The sequence below is a fragment of the Corynebacterium sp. LK10 genome (genome assembly GCF_008042455.1).
In the GTDB taxonomy this organism is placed as follows: Bacteria; Actinomycetota; Actinomycetes; order Mycobacteriales; family Mycobacteriaceae; genus Corynebacterium; species Corynebacterium jeikeium_D.
On record NZ_NOVT01000017.1, the window covers coordinates 42,501 to 61,166 of the forward strand.

Sequence of the window (18,666 nt, forward strand, 5' to 3'; positions counted from 1 at the left end):
GCGACGTGATTGGTCGCTGGCCGTTGATACGCAGGTCGCAATAGTAAATGTCTGTGAGGCGCGACACTTTCCCATTGTGTGTGGTGTTCTGTGGCTGGAGGAAAGAGTGCCGGGGATGCTGCAGTCAATGCGGGTGGGGGAGGACTGGTTGTGGCGTCAGGATTGAATGCCCGAATGGTCATTGGGGAGGGGTGGGGTCTGTTCGCAGGGTGCTCGTCGTAAAGCGAATGAAATGGCAAATGTGAGCGGCGCTATACCGGGCTGGCGGTTGGCGGTTATGGAAAAAGACGGTTCATAAGTGCGCCGAATCACATACAGTAGGGGAACAACGCATCCAGTGTGAGCCGCTGACGTGGCCATGGCTGGATGGGCAAATTGCAATCAATAGTTTTGAGGAGAGCAATGGCACAGCGTATTTCGGCAGGTGGAATGCAGGTCGCGAAGGTTCTTTACGACTTCGTTAATGACACCGCACTCCCCGCCGCCGGCATTGAGGACAAGGACGCGTTCTGGAACGGCTTCGGTGACATTGTCGCTAAGTACACTCCGCGCAACCGCGAGCTGCTGGCCAAGCGCGATGAGCTGCAGGAAAAGCTCGACGCTTGGTACAAGGAACACCCGGGCGAGCAGAATCAGGATGAGTACGTCGCATTCCTGAAGGAAATTGGCTACCTCGTTGACAACCCGGGTGACTTCCAGGTCACTACCGCTAACGTCGACACCGAGATCACTTCCACCGCTGGCCCGCAGCTGGTTGTGCCGGTTCTCAACGCCCGTTTCGCCATCAACGCTGCGAACGCACGCTGGGGCTCGCTTTACGACGCGCTGTACGGCACCAACGCTATTCCTGAAGATGGCGGTGCGGAGAAGGACACCCCGGGCTACAACAAGGTCCGCGGTGACCGCGTTATCGCATGGGGTCGTAACTTCCTGGACAAGGCTCTGCCGCTGGTTGACGGTTCCCACGCGGACGTCACCTCTTACGACATCGTCGACGGTCACCTGCAGGCAACCCTGGAAGGTGGCGCTACCTCCGGTCTGCGCGAGCCGGAGGCCCTGGTCGGCTACACCGGTGATAAGGACGCGCCGGAGTCCATTTACTTCAAGCACAACGGTCTGCACATCCAGCTGCTGATTGACCCGGAGTCCCCGGTTGGCAAGACCGACAAGGCTGGCGTCAAGGACATCATCCTGGAAGCCGCTGTCACCAACATCATGGACCTCGAGGACTCTGTCGCCGCAGTTGACGCTGCAGACAAGACCCTGGGTTACACCAACTGGCTGGGCCTGAACGTCGGTGACCTCGCAGTCGAGTTCACCCGTGGCGGCAAGAAGCTGTCCCGTACCATCAACGACGACCGCACCTACACCGCTCTTGACGGTTCCGAGGTCACCCTGCACGGTCGTTCCCTGAACCTGGTCCGTAACGTCGGCCACCTGATGCAGAACCCGGCCATCCTCGACCGCGACGGCGAGGAGATTTTCGAGGGCATCATGGATGCCGTCGTCACCGCTGTGTGTGCAATCCCGGGCCTGGACCAGGACAACGCACGTAAGAACTCCCGTACCGGTTCGATCTACATCGTGAAGCCGAAGCAGCACGGCCCGGATGAGGCTGCATTCACCAACGAGCTGTTCGCAGACGTTGAGAAGCTGCTGGGTCTTCCGCACAACACCCTGAAGGTCGGCCTGATGGACGAGGAGCGTCGTACCTCCGTCAACCTGGACGCCGCCATCAAGGCTGTTTCCGAGCGTGTCGTCTTCATTAACACCGGCTTCATGGACCGCACTGGTGATGAGATCCACACCTCCATCCAGGCTGGTCCGATGTTCCGCAAGGCTGTCCAGAAGACCGCTCCATGGATGCTGGCTTACGAGGACAACAACGTCGACTCCGGTCTGGCACACGGCCTGCAGGGCAAGGCTCAGATTGGTAAGGGCATGTGGGCCATGACCGAGCAGATGGCCGAGCTGCTGGAGCAGAAGATCGGTCAGCCGAAGCAGGGTGCTTCCACCGCGTGGGTTCCGTCCCCGACCGGTGGTGTCCTGCACGCTACCCACTACCACGAGGTTGACGTCTTCGGCGTTCAGGACAAGCTGCTTACCGACGGTCGCCGCGACACCTTCGGTGATCTGCTCACCATCCCGGTAGCGGCAGCTAAGGCTGGCGAGCCGGGCGCTGACTGGTCCGATGAGGACAAGGCCAACGAGCTGGATAACAACTGCCAGTCCATCCTGGGCTACGTTATCCGCTGGGTTGAGCAGGGTGTTGGCTGCTCCAAGGTGCCGGACATCAACGATGTTGACCTGATGGAGGACCGCGCTACCCTGCGTATTTCCTCCCAGACTCTGGCTAACTGGCTGCTGCACGGTGTTGTCACCGAGGAGCAGATCATCGATTCGCTGGAGCGCATGGCCGAGGTCGTTGACCGCCAGAACGAGGGCGATGAGGCATACCTGCCGATGGCTCCGGACTTCGACAAGTCCATTGGTTTCCAGGCTGCCAAGGAGCTCATCCTCGATGGTGTGAACCAGCCGTCCGGTTACACCGAGCCGATCCTGCACCGCCGTCGCCTGGAGTTCAAGAAGCGCGAGGGCATCGACCAGGATTAATTCTTGGTCGGGCTAGGGTTAGCAGGCGACTGCCGAGCCGAACTAACTAAATAACCACCAAACTGCCGGTGTGTATGTGTTGTTGGCTGATTTCTAAAGCCAATTCCGTATATACCCGGCAGTTTGTTTTGCTGTGGTGGCTGCGCGTGCTTAGAGGGCGTGCGTTGGAACTACCCGAGTTGGAAGCACCCGCGGTGTGTGCACTGAGAGCCCCAACCGTTGCCAGTGTGTGGCACCTGCGCGCTCAGAATTTGAGATACCCGGGTTCACAAGCGGGCTAGGGGCAACGTTGCTAGCGTTGATTGGGAAGTTAATTGAGAATATGCAGTCTGCAACGTCCAAGGAGCTGCGACCCCCCCATGACTAATTCCACGACCGACAGTGCTACCAACCTCGCTAAGGCCAAAGAATTCCTCCATAGCGCGGGCGCAATCCTCTTTGACCTCGACGGAGTGATTACCCCTACCGCCGATGTGCACGAGCAGGCGTGGGCGGACATGTTTAGTGACTACTTCGAGCACAAGGGTGTCTCGGCCTACACAGAGGAGGACTACTTCACCTACCTCGATGGCCGCCGCCGCGATGAGGGCATCGCAGCAATCCTGGAATCTCGCGGCATTTCGCTGCCGCACGGTAGCGATGAGGACACAGCGAAAGACGAGACGATTGTCGGACTCGGGAAGCGCAAAAATGATGACTTCTTGGCGCGAGTCGAGAGGGGAATTGAGGCCTACCCGGGGTCGGTTGCGCTGCTCGACGAGTTACAGGGCGCGGGGGACTCGTCGGCAAGCGAAAAACCGCAGTTGGCGGTGGTTAGCTCGTCGAAGAACGCGGTGCCGGTGCTGACGGCCGCTGGGCTGCGTGAGCGGTTCGTGGAGATTGTTGACGGCGTGGTGGCGCATGAGAACAACCTGCCGGGTAAGCCAGCCGCCGATACTTTCGTGTACGCGGCGAAGAATCTGGGGGTGGCGCCGCGCGATGCTGTGGTGGTCGAGGATGCCATCAGTGGTGTGCAAGCGGGTGCAGCCGGCGCATTTGGTCTGGTCATTGGTGTTGACCGCGGTGCTGGTGCGGAAGCGCTGCGCCGAGCGGGCGCCGACGTTGTGGTCAGTGACTTGGCGGCACTCGTCTAGGCTGGCTCGTGACAAATGGCTGAGACAAAACCGGAAGGCATCATGGCCAACGATTCGACCACGGCAGCAGTCGACGAGACCGAGCGTGTGATTCCGCAGGGGCAGGGTCACGACGCGGAGACCGCAGAGGCTGAAAAACAGGAGGAGACGGTGTCCCCAGTTCGTCGTAAGCAGCGTCGTAACTTCCCGGCGGATCGTGCGGATAAGCACCACCACCTTGTAAATGCCGAGGGACTCATGGACCGAGACATCACTCCGGTCGATGAGTGGCGTCTGATTGAGACGAAGCCGAACGGCCTCCCGCTCGGTTTGGGCGAGACGCTGTTTGCGCTGTCGAACGGGTACATCGGCATGCGTGGCAACCCGCCGGAGGGCCGTGACTCCAGTGAGCACGGCACTTATATCAACGGTCTGCATGAGACCTGGCCGATTAGGCACGCCGAGGACGCCTACGGCCTAGCCCGTCAGGGGCAGACGATTGCCAATGCTCCGGACGCCAAGGCAATGCGTCTCTACATTGACGATGAGCCCCTGCGTCTCGGCAATGCTGAGGTCAGCGACTACGAACGTAGCCTGGATTTCCGCGAGGGTGTGCTGCGTCGTCGGTTCATTTGGCGCACCCCGGGTGGCAAGCGCGTTCGCGTCACCTCTGAGCGCATGGTGTCTTTCCAGGAAAAGCATGTCGCCGCGATGAGTCTGGAAGTCGAGCTGCTGGATGCGGATGCTGCGGTGATGATTAACTCGCAGATCCTCAACCGCCAGGACGGCGAGGACGAATACCACGATGCCGCTAAGGCACAGGGCACCGAACTGGATCCCCGTCGCGCCGAGGCGCTGGAAGACCGCGTTCTCATTCCGGCATTTCAGTCGGAATCGGCGCACGGGCAGCGCTCGACGCTGGGCTACCGCTGCGCGAACTCCGGTATGACCGTGGCTACCTCCATGGACCACACCTTTACTGTCCGCACTCCCGACGGCACGGAGCCGTTCGTAGAGATTTCGCAGTCGACCGAGCCGGATGTGGCCAGCTCCCTGTTCAACCTGGATGCGCCAGTCGGCACTGTCATACGCCTGGAGAAGCTGGTCGCGTACCACTCCTCCCGCAAGGTGCGTGCCGAAGAGCTGGCATTCCGCTGTGAACGCACCCTGAACCGCGTCGGTCGCATCGGCATGCTGGGGCTGATGGAGAACCAGGAAGAGTGGCTCGAGCGCTTCTGGGAGCGCTCTGACGTGGTCATTTACAATCAGCCGGAGATTCAGCAGGCAGTGCGCTGGAACATTTGGCAGATTATCCAGGCCGCCGCGCGCGCCGAATTCCAAGGTGTCCCGGCCAAGGGAATGACCGGCACCGGCTACGGCGGCCACTACTTCTGGGACACGGAAATCTACGTGACCCCATTCCTTACCTATACGTCGCCGCAGTTTTCGCGCAATGCCATGCGCTTCCGCTGGGACATGCTCGAAGCCGCGTGGGCGCGTGCCGACGAACTGGCGCACGACGGTGCCCTCTTCCCGTGGCGCACTATCAATGGTCAGGAGTCCTCGGCCTACTTTGAGGCCGGCACGGCGCAGTACCACATCGATGCGGACATCGTGTACGCGATGATGAAGTACGTCTATGCCTCCGGCGATGAGGAGTTCCTGCTCAAGGAGGGCACGGATCTGTTGCTCGGCACGGCCAGGTTTTGGATGTCGTTGGGATTCTTTGATGCCGAGCAGCGAGAGTTCCAAATTCACAGCGTCACCGGTCCAGATGAGTACAACACGGTGGTGAACAACAACCTGTACACCAACGTGATGGCGCAGTATAACCTGCGGGTTGCTGCGGACGTCGTCAAGCAGATGAAGCGTGATCGCCCTGCTGCCTATCGCGAACTGACCAACCGCTTCGACCTCACTGAGCGCGAGGTTGAAGAGTGGGAGCAGGCCGCTGAGGCGATGTACATCCCGTTCGATGAGAAGCTCGGCATTCACCCTCAGGATGACCAGTTCCTGCTGCGTAAGCGCTGGAATCTCGACGATCCCGAAGTTGGCCCGCTGCGCCCGCTGCTGCTGCATTACCACCCGCTGACGATTTACCGTCACCAGGTCATTAAGCAGGCGGACGTCGTCCTCGCACTGTTCCTCATGGGCAATCGCTTTACGACGGAACAAAAGCGCGCAGACTACATGTATTACGATCCGCTCACCACCGGTGATTCCTCGCTGTCCGCCGTTGTGCAGTCCATTGTTGCGGCCGAGTTGGGCTTGCAGGAGCAGGCAATGGACTTCTTCCTACGCGGACTCTATGTGGACCTGGCGAACTTGCATGGCAACGCTGCCGATGGTGTCCACGTCGCATCTGCCGGTGGTGTGTGGCAGTCCCTGGTCTATGGTTTCGGTGGTTTCCGCGATCATGACGGCCGCTACAGTATTGACCCGCGTCTGCCGGAGGACTGGAGTGGTCTGACGTACCGAGTCACTATTCGTGGTTGTCGTATCCGAGTGACGGTGCGCGGCCGCACGGTGGAAGTCGTCCTGGAGGAGGGAGACCACCAGGTTGGGCCGATTATGGTCGCAGGACATGAGGTGATCATTGGTCCGGAGCCGTTGACCGTGGTGATGGCGAACTCGGATCAGAGCGAGGATTAGTCGGACGGCTTCGGCCGTACACGGTGCCAATAGGGGGGGGGATTGCCTGTTGGGGGTGGCTGTTTGGGCCTTTGGGGAATTCGGCAGGGGTAAAAATAAAGAATTTCGCAACATAATTATTGAGTATTAAATCCGTCCACCTGAGAAAAGTGGGCGGTTTTTTATTTTCGTGCTATTTATGTTGCGTTATTAGCTAGTTTGGGCGGGGGAAAAATCGGCAAAAGTCGGGGTAGGGGCGTTTTTATGGTGGGGGAGAGGGTTTATGCAGCGACGACGTCAGAAGTGGCTAAAATGCGATAACCTGAGAAAAGGCGGAGAAAAGACCTAGGTAACCTGTGAAAATCCCCACCCAAAAGGGGGAAAAATGTTTACCAGGCGCTGTGTGACTTTAGAGTGAATATGACACTGGAGGTGCCATGACTGTTAAAAGTTCAAACCGTGACGCAATCGCGCACGGCAAAATTAATGTAGAACCGCTGCGCGAGCAGCCTAAATACCCCTCATGGGCTCTGAAGCTGACCATGGCCGTCACTGGCGTGCTGTTTGGCCTCTTCGTTATTGTCCACATGCTGGGTAACCTGAAAATTTTCTCTGGCGCGGAAGACTTCAACGCATACGCGACCTTCCTGCGCACTGTCGGTGCTCCGGCAGTTCCGAACGAGGGCATTCTGTGGATCTTCCGCATTGTCCTGCTGGTAGCTATTGTCCTGCACATTTTCGGTGGCCTCACCCTGGCTGCACGTGCTAAGCAGTCCCGCGGTAAGTTTCGCCGTCAGGGAATGGTGTCCAGCTGGAACACCTTTACTGCACGTTCGATGGTGATCACCGGCATCGTACTGCTGGCTTTCATCATCTTCCACCTGCTGGACCTGACCATCGGTGCTGGCGTTGCTCCGTCTTCTTTCGAGCACGGTGAGGCGTACCAGAACGTGGTTGCGTCCTTCTCGCGTCCGGGTGTTGTTGTTTGGTACATCATTGCGCAGCTCGCTCTGCTGCTGCACCTGTCCCACGGTCTGTGGACTGCTACTTCCGACCTCGGTATCACCGGTAAGCGCTGGCGCAAGGTTCTGCTGTTCCTGTCCGGCCTGCTGCCGCTGCTGGTTGTTGTCGGCAACATCTTCATCCCAGTCGCCGTCCTGACCGGTCTGGTCTCGTAGGTCGAGGAGGAAATTTACTATGACTAACACTGAAGCAACCGCCGCTGCGGACTTCCGCGCGCCGGAAAGCGTTGTCGACGGGGTCAAGATCGGCAAGGTTCTGTCCGATAACTCCCCGGGTGACAAGGTCTCTATGAAGGACCACTGGCAGTACCAGAAGGATCACGCCAACCTGGTTTCGCCGCTGAACCGTCGTAAGTTCCGCGTCATGGTCGTCGGTACCGGCCTGGCTGGTGGCGCTGCCGCTGCTGCCCTCGGTGAGCTCGGTTACGACGTGCAGGTTTTCACCTACCACGACGCTCCGCGCCGTGCGCACTCCATTGCTGCACAGGGTGGTGTCAACTCCGCTCGCGGTAAGAAGGTCGACAACGACGGCGCTTACCGCCACGTCAAGGACACCGTTAAGGGCGGCGACTACCGCTGCCGCGAGAACGACTGCTGGCGTCTGGCTGTCGAGTCCGTCCGCGTCATCGACCACCTGAATGCAATTGGTGCTCCGTTTGCTCGCGAGTACGGCGGTACCCTGGCAACCCGTTCTTTCGGTGGTGTGCAGGTCTCCCGTACGTACTACACCCGTGGTCAGACGGGCCAGCAGCTGCAGCTGTCGACTACCTCGGCTCTGCAGCGCCAGATTGGTCTCGGCAACGTCGAGATCTTCACCCACAACGAGCTGGTTGACATTATCGTCGCCGACGGCCGTTGCCAGGGTGCCATCATGCGTAACCTCATCAATGGTGAGCTGACCGTTCACACTGCTCACGCAGTTATTCTGGCTACCGGCGGTTACGGCAACGTCTACCACATGTCCACACTGGCCAAGAACTCCAACGCTTCGGCCATCATGCGTGCATACGACCAGGGTGCTTACTTCGCATCCCCGTCCTTCATCCAGTTCCACCCGACCGGTCTTCCGGTTAACGCGCACTGGCAGTCGAAGACCATTCTGATGTCCGAGTCCCTGCGTAACGACGCACGTATTTGGACCCCGAAGAAGAAGGGCGACGAGCGCCCGGCCAACGACATCCCGGAGGACGAGCGCGACTACTTCCTGGAGCGCCGCTACCCGGCATTCGGTAACCTCGTCCCGCGTGACGTCGCTTCCCGTGCCAACTCTCAGCAGATTAACGCCGGCTACGGTGTTGGCCCGCTGAAGAACTCCGTCTACCTGGATCTGCGTGACGCAATTGAGCGCCTGGGCCAGCCGGTCATCAAGGAACGCTACTCGAACCTGATTCAGATGTACGAAGAGGCAATCGGTGAGGACCCGTACAAGGTTCCGATGCGCATTGCTCCGACCTGCCACTTCACCATGGGTGGCCTGTGGTCTGACTTCAACCAGATGACCTCCATCCCGGGTCTGTTCACCGGTGGCGAGGCATCCTGGACCTACCACGGTGCAAACCGCCTGGGTGCAAACTCCCTGCTGTCCGGTTCGGTCGACGGTTGGTTCACCCTGCCGTTCACCATTCCGAACTACCTCGGCCCGCTGCTCGGTACCGACCGCCTGGCTGAGGATGCCCCGGAGGCCAAGGAAGCGCTGGAACGCGCTCAGGCTCGCCTGGACAAGCTGATGAGCATCCAGGGTAAGCACGGCGCTGAGTACTTCCACCGCCAGCTCGGTGAGATTCTCTACCGCGACTGTGGTGTGGCCCGTAACAAGGAAGACCTGGCTCGCGGTATCGAGGAGATCCGCGAACTGCGTAAGGCATTCTGGTCTGACCTGTTCATCCCGGGTGAGCCGAATGAGATGAACCAGCAGCTCGAGTACGCTAACCGCGTTGCTGACTACATCGACCTCGGTGAGCTCATGTGTGTCGACGCCCTCGACCGCGATGAGTCCTGCGGTGCTCACTACCGCGATGACCACATCTCCGAAGATGGCGAGGCAGAGCGCGATGACGCTAACTGGTGCTTCGTTTCCGCATGGGAGCGAGGCAACAATGGTCCTGCATGGGATCAGTCCGGTCACGAATTCATTCGCCACGCCGAGCCGCTCACCTTCGAAGCCGTCCCGCTCATGACAAGGAACTACAAGTAATGAAACTGCACCTTGAAATCTGGCGCCAAGCAGGTCCGAACGTCGAGGGACACTTTGAATCCGTTGACGTTGACGACGCCGTCGCAGAGATGTCGATCCTGGAGCTGCTTGACCACGTCAACTCCAAGTACGTCGAGTCCGGCAAGGAGCCGTTCGCGTTCGCATCTGACTGCCGTGAGGGTATCTGTGGTACCTGTGGTCTGAACGTCAACGGTCGTCCGCACGGCCCGGGCCAGAACACCCCGACCTGTCAGCAGCGTCTGCACCAGTTCAGCGATGGTGACACCCTGAAGATCGAGCCGATGCGCTCCGCCGCATACCCGGTCATCAAGGACATGGTCGTTGACCGCTCCGCTCTGGACCGTGTCCTCGAGCAGGGTGGCTACGTCTCCATCAACGCTGGTACCGCTCCGGATGCAGATACTCTGCACCTGAACCACGAGACTGCTGAGTTCGCACTTGACCACGCAGCCTGCATCGGCTGTGGTGCTTGTGTCGCAGCCTGCCCGAACGGTGCTGCACACCTGTTCACCGGCGCAAAGCTGGTTCACCTTTCCCTGGTCCCGCTGGGTAAGGAAGAGCGTGGCAAGCGTGCCCGCAAGATGGTTGACGAGGTCGAAGGCACTTTCGGTCCGTGCTCTCTCTATGGTGAATGTGCTGACGTCTGCCCGGCAGGTATCCCGCTGACTGCGGTTGCCGCCGTCACCAAGGAACGAGCTCGTTCGTTCTTCCGCGGTAAGGACGACTAAACTCTTTCTCGATTAGAGTTTTCCAGAAGGGACATAGATTATGGCGAATGCAGTCAAGCGTTACCAGGGCGAAGAGCACTTCGTCGACGGTTACGTGCCTCAGAGCATGAATGCCGAATACTCCTCGCTTCACAAGAGCATTACCTGGATTGGCATGGGTCTCATGCTCGCCTCTCTGGCGGCTTGGGGTACCTTCATTTTCGGTCTCGCAACGACCGTTTTTGCCGACCAGACTGCTGCCTCTCACAGCAACGGTTTCTTGGCTAAGGATGCCGCCAACTACACCGACTACACCGGTGGTTGGAACTTCGACGGCAGCGTGTTCATGTGGGCTGGCCTGGTAGTCGGACTGGTTATGGTTATTGCGGGTCTGGCCTGCATCTCCATCGGTCGTCGTGACTACAAGGCTTACCGAAAGGAATTCGGCACTCACCACTAAAGGCTTGCCCCAGTTAAAAGGGGCTCGCCTCTAGGCGGATGCAACGCTAGCCTTTTGAACTAGCACCTCCACAGTTGATGCCACTGTGCACAGTGCGCTGGGGTGGGGAAGTACTGAGAAGTACCTCTCTCACCAACAGCGGATTGCGGCGCGGTGGCATTTTCGCGTTTTCGGCGCCTAATCTATACACATGGATAACAACCCCGCTAAGCTCCCGGCAGCTGTAGATACGGTCTCGGACCGTCTCGAAGTTCCCGGGCCATCACCTGAGGTTGAATCGGAAAAACGTGCGCAACTGCGTAAGGCCAAGGCCTTCGCTACGATGCTGCTGGTCATCGCAACCGCTGTGTATTTCACATGCCGCGGTATTGAGTCTTCACACCTATCCGCAGGCGAAGTTGTGCCCGCGTGGGTGGGCTACGTTCGCGCTGCTTCTGAGGCCGGCATGGTCGGTGCCCTCGCCGACTGGTTCGCTGTCGTAGCTCTGTTCCGCCACCCGCTCGGCATTCCTATCCCACACACCGCTATCGTCCGCCGCAAGAAGGACCAGGTCGGTGAGTCCCTGGCGCAGTTCGTCGGTGACAACTTCCTGAACCCCGCTTTGATTGTAGACAAGGTGCGCAAAGCCGAGATTCCTGAACGGATCGGTGAATGGCTGGTAGCGCCGGGAAACGCCGACAAAGTGTCAGCAGAGGTCGGTAAGTTCACCGGAAATGTGCTGGAGGCGATTAATCCCGACGATGCCGCCGCAGTGCTGAAGTCAGCAGTCATCGACGAAGTTGCAGCTCCGGAGTGGGGACCACCAGCGGGTAAGGTTCTCGAGCAGCTGATTGAAGAGGGGCGCACCGAGCCCATCGTCCAGCAGATGGCTGAGTGGCTGCACCGGAAGTCGCTGGGCTCCCAGAATCTTATCGACCGCCTCGTCGGAGAGCGCGCCCCATCCTGGGCGCCGAGCTTTGTCAACGATCTCATCGGCGACAAGGTCTATCGCGAGTTGGTTGATTGGACCTGGCAGGTGCAGCATGACCCTAAGCACGACGCGCGCCTGGCGCTCCACCGCTTCCTCACGCAGCTCGCCATAGATTTGCAGAACGACGAGAAGACCATCGCCAAAGTCGAAGAAATTAAGACTGACATTCTTTCGTCCGCCGCCGTCACACAGGCGCCGGCGAAGATTTGGGCATCAACATCCGCAAAGCTTGTCGACGCTGCCCGCGACCCGGACTCCCTGCTCCGTCGGAAGGTCTCGGAAACGGCCGCCCGCTACGGCGAGCGGATCCAATCCGATCCTGAGTTGCGCAAACGAATGGACCGCCGTTTGGAAGCGGCTGTCGTCTTCATCGCTGAGAATTACTCGGGCGAGATTACCTCGATCATTTCTGAGACCGTCGAGCGTTGGGACGCCGATGAGGCTTCGGACAAGATTGAACTGATGGTCGGTCGCGATCTGCAGTTCATTCGCGTTAACGGTACGGTTGTCGGATCACTGGCCGGTTTGGCTATTTACACCCTGTCGACCTTGGCGTTTGGGGCTATTTAGCAGCACAACCCAGCACATCAGACGGTGTGCGTTAGCATGTAAAAAGCAATGCATCCCTGTTAAAGGAGTTGTTCCCCCGGTGCGCCTGTTACCATCTTTGCCCAGTCTTACGGACTCGCCGCTAATGGCGATTTCCGTCTATGTGGACGTCTTGTTTCAGTTCGCCATTCCGTTTGTCATCGGCATCTTGGCGCTAATCGGTGCGGTGCTTGTCATCACCACCCGCGCGGATGCCTTTGACGCCGCAGACCGCAAGAGCCGCAACGTCTGGGCCGGCATGCTGGTCGGTTCGGCTATCTTCCTGCTCCTGCCGTGGCTGGGCTGGGCAATGCTGGGCATCCCGCTGATTGCCGGACTAGTCATCACGGGTATTTACTGGCTGGATGTTCGCCCACAGATCAAGGATATTTTGTCGAACGCACAGGGCGGGTATTAGTCCCGGGCGGGTGCTAGCCCAGGGCGGGTGTTAGCCCGCACAACTGAGAAAGTGTCTGGGTTTATGACAGTTTCTGGGTGAAAAACCCGGTTATTTTGTCATAAACCCAGACACTTTCTTTTTTTTTTGGGGGGGGGAATAGGGGAAAGATCTGGTTCCCCGAAAACCTACTGGAACACCACGGAAACCTACTGGAACACCACGGTGCGGTTGCCGTAAACCTGTACACGATCCTCCAGGTGCCAGCGCAAACCGCGGGCGAGGACCTGCTTCTCCGCATCGCGCCCCTCACGCTGCATGTCCGCAGCGGTGTACTTGTGGGAGACACGCATGACGTCCTGCTCAATAATTGGACCATCGTCGAGGTCCTCAGTGGCGTAGTGGCAGGTGGCACCGATGAGCTTCACACCACGTCGATAAGCCTGCAGATACGGGCGCGCGCCCATGAACGACGGCAGGAAGCTGTGGTGGATATTGATTGCGCGGCCTTCCCACTTCTCGCACAGATCCGGCGGCAGAATCTGCATGAAACGTGCGAGCACGATGGCATCCGGGTTTTCGGCGTCGACAATCTCGGCGACCTCATCGAATGCCTTACGCTTGCCGACGGCATCCTTGGGGAAGGGCACGTGGTGGAAAGGAATGTCATACGCTGCGACCAGTGGCTCCAGATTGCGGTGGTTGCCAACTACTGCAGCGATTTCCATCGGGTAGTCCGACTGTGCGACGCGGCCGAGCAGATCCTGCAGGCAGTGGCCTTCCTTGGTCACCAGGATGACAGCGCGCTTCGGGACAGCGTTGTCGGTGACCTTCCAGCGGACCTCAGGGCCCCAATCACCGACGAGCTCAGCGAACTTCTCGCGCAGCTCTTCTACAGTCAGGTCGAGCGCATCGGCGCGGACCGCCTGGCGAGTGAAAAACCATCCGGTCTCCGGGTCGGAGAAAAAGTCCGCCTCGGTAATCCACGCACCAATGTCGGACAGGAAGGTCGACAGGGTGGAAACGATACCGGTACGGTCTGGACAGCCGAGCGAGAAGATGTACTGGCGCTCGGTGGGAGTACCGCTATTTGCGGTGATGAGAGAGCGAGTCATTCTCGGTATCTTACCTGCTAGCTAAAGGTAAGTTCGTTCACGGTCGACAAAGGCAGATTTGCGCCCGTCAGTGTCAACGCCAGGCCCTCCCCGGTGACGTGCGCTTCCTCCACCTGCATGCCGTGGCCGATGTCGTAGCTCAACAGCGTACCGCTCGCTTCTCCCAGCCAGCCGGCCAGGCCATCGAGGTTTAAGCCGAGGATTGAGCCGCCCTCCAGGTTGATTTCGATATGACCGCCGTTGGCAATCGGGCGGAACTTGGAGGTCGCAAATCCGGAGGCGAATTCAATGTTGAACAGGCCTTCGTCCGGCAACGGCGTAATCGTGGAAGCGCGTACACCGCTTTCCCGGTTAATCAGCGCCTGCAGCAGTTGAGGTGGGATTGTGACGTCTACTCGCAGCGACTCTGCCGTCGGATCCGCACGATTGCTCAGATCCACGTTTTCCAGGTGCACTTCCGCTGCCGGGTCACCGTTGATCTCCGGTGCGCCACCCAGCGCCTCCGGGTTCTTGACCTCCAGTGTGTTCGGAGTGGACAGATCCATCGAGGGCACGGACTTCGTGGCCAAGGCGAGCAGCATCGGGCGGGTGCCGAAAGAAACCTTGGGGTCCTCAGTGACCGTCGCACCACGCTCCTCGGCGGAGGTGCGGTAACCGTCGGAAATCTCCTTGCTTACGAACATCCGGACGCCGATTTCGCCGGCAATCGCAATAAGCGCCACCACGATGATGACACCGAGGACGGTGGGCAGGACTTTGACGCTCGAAGAGCGTTTAGCAGAACTCATGGTTCCCAGTCTTGCTTAACGACGGCTCCGTCGCTACCACCTTTCTTCGCCCGGGTGTCCGCCCCCGGTGCCGCCTCGGTGTGCCCCGCTGCGCAACCTACTTAGTGACGTAGTCCGCCAGCACAGCGGTCTCAGCGTTGAGGACGCGTTCCAGGTACGGAGCTGCCTTCTCCTCGAGCTTGCCACCGAGCAGCGGCACGTTGATGGCGAACTCGGAGTTGGTGGTCAGCACTGAACCTTCACCCTGGACGGTGAGCTTCTGGGACGCACTGAAGGACGCCGGTACGTCCGAAGCTTCTGTGGTCACGGTGGAGGTCGCGCCGTCGTCGTTAAGCGGGCTGATGACGAACGTGCGCGTCATGCCGACCCCGGACTTGACGAACTTCTGTGCCTGCGCCGGAATCTTGTCAGCAGAGACGGTCTGGCGAATCACGACGGTGGTGCCAGCGTCGGTGGTCTCGAACTTTTCCACCTTGCCGTCAGCCGCCGAGAAACGGTTTGCGACCTTCTCCCAGAAACCGGCGTCGGTGAGGGCCTCGTAAACCTTCTCAATCGGCTGGTCGAAGTTGACGGTGTGCGTGTTAGTCGTAGTCATGCGCTTGATGATACGTAATTTGCACTACGCTAGGGGCGTGGAAAATCTCGACCAATCGCCGAACCCAATTCACCTGACCTCCGACATGGAAGAAGCCATCGATGGGCTTGCGGGGCTAGAGGGGGTGGAGCTCAGCACGCATACCGCTTTCGCGGATTTGACGACGCTCCGCCTCGGCGGGGTGCCGCGTGCCGTCGTCCGGTGTAGCACGACGGACGCTGTGGTCGATGTTGTACGCGCGCTTGACGACGCTAACGTGCCCCTCCTCATCGTGGGAGGCGGATCCAACCTGGTGGTAGCCGATGAACTCGAGCCGCTGGTGGCCGTGGTGATCGAGGCCGACAACGTGACCATGAGCACTCGCGGACACGGGCTGGAGTCCGTGTCGGCAATCGTGGAGGCCGAGGCCGGTGCGGTCTGGGACGAGGTCGTGGAGATGAGTGTCGACGCAGGTTTTGGCGGCCTTGAATGCCTGTCGGGTATTCCGGGATCGGCCGGAGCCACTCCGGTGCAGAACGTTGGCGCCTACGGTGCTGAGGTGTCGCAGGTCCTGGACTCGGTGCAGCTTTACGATCGCGCAACCGGCTCGGTCGAGTGGGTGGAACCGGAGTCTCTCGACCTTTCCTACCGCTACTCGAACCTGAAGTTCACCGCACGGGCAGTGGTGCTGGCCGTGCGGTTCGAGCTCAGTGTGGATGGCATGTCCGCGCCACTTCGCTATGGCGAACTGGCGCGGCGCCTGGGCGTCGACGAGGCCGAGGCTGCGGCTGGCGAGATTCGCAGGCCGGCTGAGTTGGTGCGCGAAAAGGTGCTTGAGCTGCGCCGGGGCAAGGGCATGGTGCTCGAAGATGCTGACCGCGATACCTGGTCGGCGGGTTCTTTCTTTACCAACCCGATTATTCCGGAGAACTCGGTGGAGGCCGTGCGTGCAAAGGTTGCCGCGCTGCGTGGGGCCGATGAGGCCGCGAATATGCCCGCATTCCCCGCTGGCCCCGGCCACGAGGGAGCCGTGAAGCTCTCGGCGGCGTGGCTTATCGAGCGCGCCGGGTTCCCCAAGGGCTACCCCGGTGACGGTGCGCCCGCGCGACTGTCGACTAAGCACACTCTTGCCCTGACCAACCGCGGGGAGTCCGGCGACGGTACGCCGACGACCGCCGCCGACTTGGTGGCTTTGGCGCGCGATGTGCGCGCTGGTGTGGAAAAGGCCTTCAGCGTGACCCTGGTGCCCGAGCCGGTGTGGGTCGGCGTGAGCATCGACTAGGCCCGCGGCGGGTGGCTGATGGCCAGTGGGGGCGGACTGGAGAGGCTAGCGTGCCTGATGGGACTAACGGGGGTGATGGGGCTGACCGGGGCGCTGGGGCTGATAGAACCGCCGGGTAGTCCTCAGTTTGCGCTCCCGGGCCTTCTCCCAATGGCGGGGATAGAGAAAGTGACTAGGTTTATGGCACGTGAATATTATTCACCCTCAGTTTTTTGTCATAAACCTAGTCACTAAGTCTGGGGGGGGGGAGCCGGGGTCCGCCTTAAAGGGATAGGAGCCCGCTCTACTCAGGCCCCTATCCCAACTACAAAACCACCGTGAACTAATGGTGCTTGCGGTGGGAAAGCGAATCGACGCTCTGGCCCTTCTGCTCCAGCTGCGTGAGCAGCACGTCGCGGACATCGCGGCGGCGGACCTTGCCCATCTGGTCGCGAGGTAGTTCCTCCAGGTGGAAGAATGCGCGCGGCACCTTGTACCGGGTCAGGTTGTCGTAGCAGTGGTCGCGGTAGGCGTCGGAATCCAGTCGGGCGTAGTCAGCAAGGGTGATGGCGGCCACGACCATCTCGGAGCCGTCACTCTTCGGCAGGCCGACGACCGTGGCATCGGTGATGTCCGGGTGGGAGAGCAGTACTTCCTCGACCTCGGCCGGGTAGACATTGAAGCCACCGGTGATGATGACCTCCTTGATGCGGGCAACCAGCTTGATGAAGCCGTCCGACTCCATGACTCCGACATCGCCGGTGCGGTACCAACGGTCGCCAGCGGGAAGCTCAGCAGGCCCATCGGTGAAGGACTTCTCCGTTGCCTCCGGGAGGTTGAGATAACCGGCGAAAACCTGTGGGCCTCGGACGATGACCTCGCCCTCCTCGCCGTCAGCGCGGAGTTTGGTGGGATTTTCGGGGTCAACGATGGCAACCTCGGTGTCGGGGAATGGCAGGCCAACGTAGCCCGGGCGGCGGTTGCCGTCCATCGGGTTGCCGACGATAATCGGTGACGTTTCGGTGAGGCCGTAGCCTTCGACAAGGCGCCCGCCAGTGAGTTTCTCCCACTTCTGCACAAGGGAAACCGGCAGGGTAGCAGCACCGCAGAAGGCGAACTTCACGCCGGAGAGGTCGACATTATCGCGCTCGGCGGCTTCGACAATCTTCTCGTAGAGAGTCGGCACACCAGGCACCCATGTCGGGCGATTGTTCTTCATCACCTTCATAATCAGCGGAATCTCCGGTGCCGGCACCAGCACCAGTTCAGCGCCAATCAGCATGGACAAGTTGGTGACAATGGTCAGGCCGTAGGCATGGAACATCGGCAGAACACCGAGGGAGATCTCCCGCTCCTTGCCAAGGCCCGGCACCCAGGCCTTGCCCTGCAGAATGTTGGCTACCAACCCCTGGTGACTCAACTGCGCGCCCTTTGGCGAGCCCGTGGTGCCAGAGGTGTACATCATCACTGCAGTGTCATCGGCAGTGATGGATTCATCGGCCTGGAGGTCGTGGCCGTCTCCGCCGACGGCGTCGTGAAGCAAAGCGTCAAAACCCATGACCTGCGGTGCGGAGGAGTGCAGCTTAGCGCGGGCGGCGCGGAGTTTCGGCAGCGGGATCGACAGGGCGGTGCGCATGACAAACGGCAGGTCCTGCAGCATATTGACCGCGATGATGGTCTCGAGCGGGGTGTTGTTGCGGAGGTCCTCAAGTACGGGGACGATCTTGTCCCAGCAGATGGCAAAGCGGGCGCCGTGGTCGTTGAATGGGTGGCGCAGTTCGTGGGCGGTGTAGAGGGGGTTGTGCTCTACGGCAACAGCGCCGAGGTGCAGAACTGCCCAGTAGGCGATGACGTGCTGCGGGCAGTTCGGCATGAGCAGTGCCACGCGATCGCCTTTGCGTACGCCAAGTGCGCGCAGGCCGGCGGCAACGCTGCGAACCTTGGCATCCAGCTCGGCGTAGGAGGTGGAGCGACCGAAGAAGGTCAATGCCTTGCGGCGCGGGTGGTTGCTCAGAGTGTGGCGGTAGACGTCTAGGAGGGTGTCGAAGTTGTAGTCGATGTGGGGTGGGGTCCACTCCGGATACAGGTTCAGCCAGGCCTTGGAGGCCGCAGCGTTGGGTGTGGAACCGTGAGCTGGGGCAGAGTCATTTGCAGCGTGTGAGCTGGATGTATCGGCCATGGGATCCTCCTAGGTTTTTGTTTATCGCCTGACT

The 18,666-nt window shown here is 60.0% G+C and carries 14 protein-coding genes; 10 read left to right on the forward strand and 4 right to left on the reverse strand.

From position 1 onward, the window contains the following. Nucleotides 1-402 precede the first annotated feature (402 nt). The 9 genes from CHU70_RS05620 to CHU70_RS05660 all read left to right on the forward strand — a co-directional run bounded on the left by CHU70_RS05620 (nt 403) and on the right by CHU70_RS05660 (nt 12,736). Nucleotides 403-2,613: a malate synthase G gene (locus tag CHU70_RS05620; RefSeq protein ID WP_147719198.1), complete on the forward strand. Its 2,211-nt coding sequence runs from the start codon at nt 403-405 to the stop codon at nt 2,611-2,613. Between the two features lie 359 nt (nt 2,614-2,972). Then, nucleotides 2,973-3,746, forward strand: a complete 774-nt coding sequence (locus CHU70_RS05625) for an HAD family phosphatase (RefSeq protein ID WP_179078196.1) — start codon at nt 2,973-2,975, stop codon at nt 3,744-3,746. A gap of 15 nt (nt 3,747-3,761) precedes the next feature. Next, nucleotides 3,762-6,377, forward strand: coding sequence for a glycoside hydrolase family 65 protein (locus CHU70_RS05630; RefSeq protein WP_070604907.1), 2,616 nt, complete (start codon nt 3,762-3,764; stop codon nt 6,375-6,377). A 416-nt stretch (nt 6,378-6,793) separates the two neighbouring features. After that, nucleotides 6,794-7,534, forward strand: a complete 741-nt coding sequence (locus CHU70_RS05635) for a succinate dehydrogenase cytochrome b subunit (protein ID WP_070856792.1) — start codon at nt 6,794-6,796, stop codon at nt 7,532-7,534. Nucleotides 7,535-7,553: 19 nt separating this feature from the next. Next, nucleotides 7,554-9,572 (forward strand): fumarate reductase/succinate dehydrogenase flavoprotein subunit, encoded by a 2,019-nt coding sequence (locus CHU70_RS05640; protein WP_147719196.1) that lies wholly within the window; start codon nt 7,554-7,556, stop codon nt 9,570-9,572. Further along, on the forward strand, nt 9,572-10,321 hold the full coding sequence (locus CHU70_RS05645; RefSeq protein ID WP_016421966.1) for a succinate dehydrogenase/fumarate reductase iron-sulfur subunit: 750 nt from the start codon (nt 9,572-9,574) through the stop codon (nt 10,319-10,321). The genes CHU70_RS05640 and CHU70_RS05645 overlap by 1 nt, the downstream gene beginning before the upstream one ends. A gap of 40 nt (nt 10,322-10,361) precedes the next feature. Next, complete coding sequence (locus CHU70_RS05650; protein ID WP_016421967.1) at nt 10,362-10,760, forward strand: hypothetical protein; 399 nt, start codon at nt 10,362-10,364, stop codon at nt 10,758-10,760. A 190-nt stretch (nt 10,761-10,950) separates the two neighbouring features. Further along, on the forward strand, nt 10,951-12,300 hold the full coding sequence (locus tag CHU70_RS05655; RefSeq protein WP_147719195.1) for a DUF445 domain-containing protein: 1,350 nt from the start codon (nt 10,951-10,953) through the stop codon (nt 12,298-12,300). Nucleotides 12,301-12,424: 124 nt separating this feature from the next. Continuing rightward, entirely contained in the window at nt 12,425-12,736 is a 312-nt protein-coding gene (locus CHU70_RS05660) for a DUF2516 family protein (RefSeq protein ID WP_042388363.1), read from the forward strand. A 188-nt stretch (nt 12,737-12,924) separates the two neighbouring features. On the opposite strand, the gene purU is transcribed toward CHU70_RS05660, so the two are convergent. The 3 genes from purU to CHU70_RS05675 form a co-directional block, all read right to left on the reverse strand. Then, on the reverse strand, nt 12,925-13,830 hold the full coding sequence (purU, locus tag CHU70_RS05665) for a formyltetrahydrofolate deformylase (protein WP_147719194.1): 906 nt from the start codon (nt 13,828-13,830) through the stop codon (nt 12,925-12,927). A 17-nt stretch (nt 13,831-13,847) separates the two neighbouring features. Then, nucleotides 13,848-14,618: an LmeA family phospholipid-binding protein gene (locus tag CHU70_RS05670; RefSeq protein WP_070566569.1), complete on the reverse strand. Its 771-nt coding sequence runs from the start codon at nt 14,616-14,618 to the stop codon at nt 13,848-13,850. A gap of 97 nt (nt 14,619-14,715) precedes the next feature. Further along, complete coding sequence (locus CHU70_RS05675) at nt 14,716-15,213, reverse strand: DUF2505 domain-containing protein (protein ID WP_147719193.1); 498 nt, start codon at nt 15,211-15,213, stop codon at nt 14,716-14,718. Nucleotides 15,214-15,298: 85 nt separating this feature from the next. On the opposite strand from CHU70_RS05675, the gene CHU70_RS05680 reads away from it, so the two are divergent. After that, the gene (locus CHU70_RS05680) at nt 15,299-16,474 is read left to right on the forward strand and encodes a UDP-N-acetylmuramate dehydrogenase (RefSeq protein WP_187269752.1); all 1,176 of its coding nucleotides are present in this window, start codon (nt 15,299-15,301) and stop codon (nt 16,472-16,474) included. 322 nt (nt 16,475-16,796) lie between these two features. Here the strand turns inward: CHU70_RS05680 and CHU70_RS05685 are convergent, their stop codons facing one another. Further along, nucleotides 16,797-18,632, reverse strand: coding sequence for a long-chain-fatty-acid--CoA ligase (locus CHU70_RS05685; RefSeq protein ID WP_080969550.1), 1,836 nt, complete (start codon nt 18,630-18,632; stop codon nt 16,797-16,799). Nucleotides 18,633-18,666 lie beyond the last annotated feature (34 nt).

Excerpts from the sequence above, each read along its gene's own strand:
- CHU70_RS05620 (WP_147719198.1), top strand. The coding sequence starts at position 403 with ATGGCACAGCGTATTTCGGCAGGTGGAATGCAGGTCGCGAAGGTTCTT.
- CHU70_RS05625 (WP_179078196.1), top strand. The coding sequence starts at position 2,973 with ATGACTAATTCCACGACCGACAGTGCTACCAACCTCGCTAAGGCCAAA.
- CHU70_RS05630 (WP_070604907.1), top strand. The coding sequence starts at position 3,762 with ATGGCTGAGACAAAACCGGAAGGCATCATGGCCAACGATTCGACCACG.
- CHU70_RS05635 (WP_070856792.1), top strand. The coding sequence starts at position 6,794 with ATGACTGTTAAAAGTTCAAACCGTGACGCAATCGCGCACGGCAAAATT.
- CHU70_RS05640 (WP_147719196.1), top strand. The coding sequence starts at position 7,554 with ATGACTAACACTGAAGCAACCGCCGCTGCGGACTTCCGCGCGCCGGAA.
- CHU70_RS05645 (WP_016421966.1), top strand. The coding sequence starts at position 9,572 with ATGAAACTGCACCTTGAAATCTGGCGCCAAGCAGGTCCGAACGTCGAG.
- CHU70_RS05650 (WP_016421967.1), top strand. The coding sequence starts at position 10,362 with ATGGCGAATGCAGTCAAGCGTTACCAGGGCGAAGAGCACTTCGTCGAC.
- CHU70_RS05655 (WP_147719195.1), top strand. The coding sequence starts at position 10,951 with ATGGATAACAACCCCGCTAAGCTCCCGGCAGCTGTAGATACGGTCTCG.
- CHU70_RS05660 (WP_042388363.1), top strand. The coding sequence starts at position 12,425 with ATGGCGATTTCCGTCTATGTGGACGTCTTGTTTCAGTTCGCCATTCCG.
- purU (WP_147719194.1), bottom strand. The coding sequence starts at position 13,830 with ATGACTCGCTCTCTCATCACCGCAAATAGCGGTACTCCCACCGAGCGC.
- CHU70_RS05670 (WP_070566569.1), bottom strand. The coding sequence starts at position 14,618 with ATGAGTTCTGCTAAACGCTCTTCGAGCGTCAAAGTCCTGCCCACCGTC.
- CHU70_RS05675 (WP_147719193.1), bottom strand. The coding sequence starts at position 15,213 with ATGACTACGACTAACACGCACACCGTCAACTTCGACCAGCCGATTGAG.
- CHU70_RS05680 (WP_187269752.1), top strand. The coding sequence starts at position 15,299 with ATGGAAGAAGCCATCGATGGGCTTGCGGGGCTAGAGGGGGTGGAGCTC.
- CHU70_RS05685 (WP_080969550.1), bottom strand. The coding sequence starts at position 18,632 with ATGGCCGATACATCCAGCTCACACGCTGCAAATGACTCTGCCCCAGCT.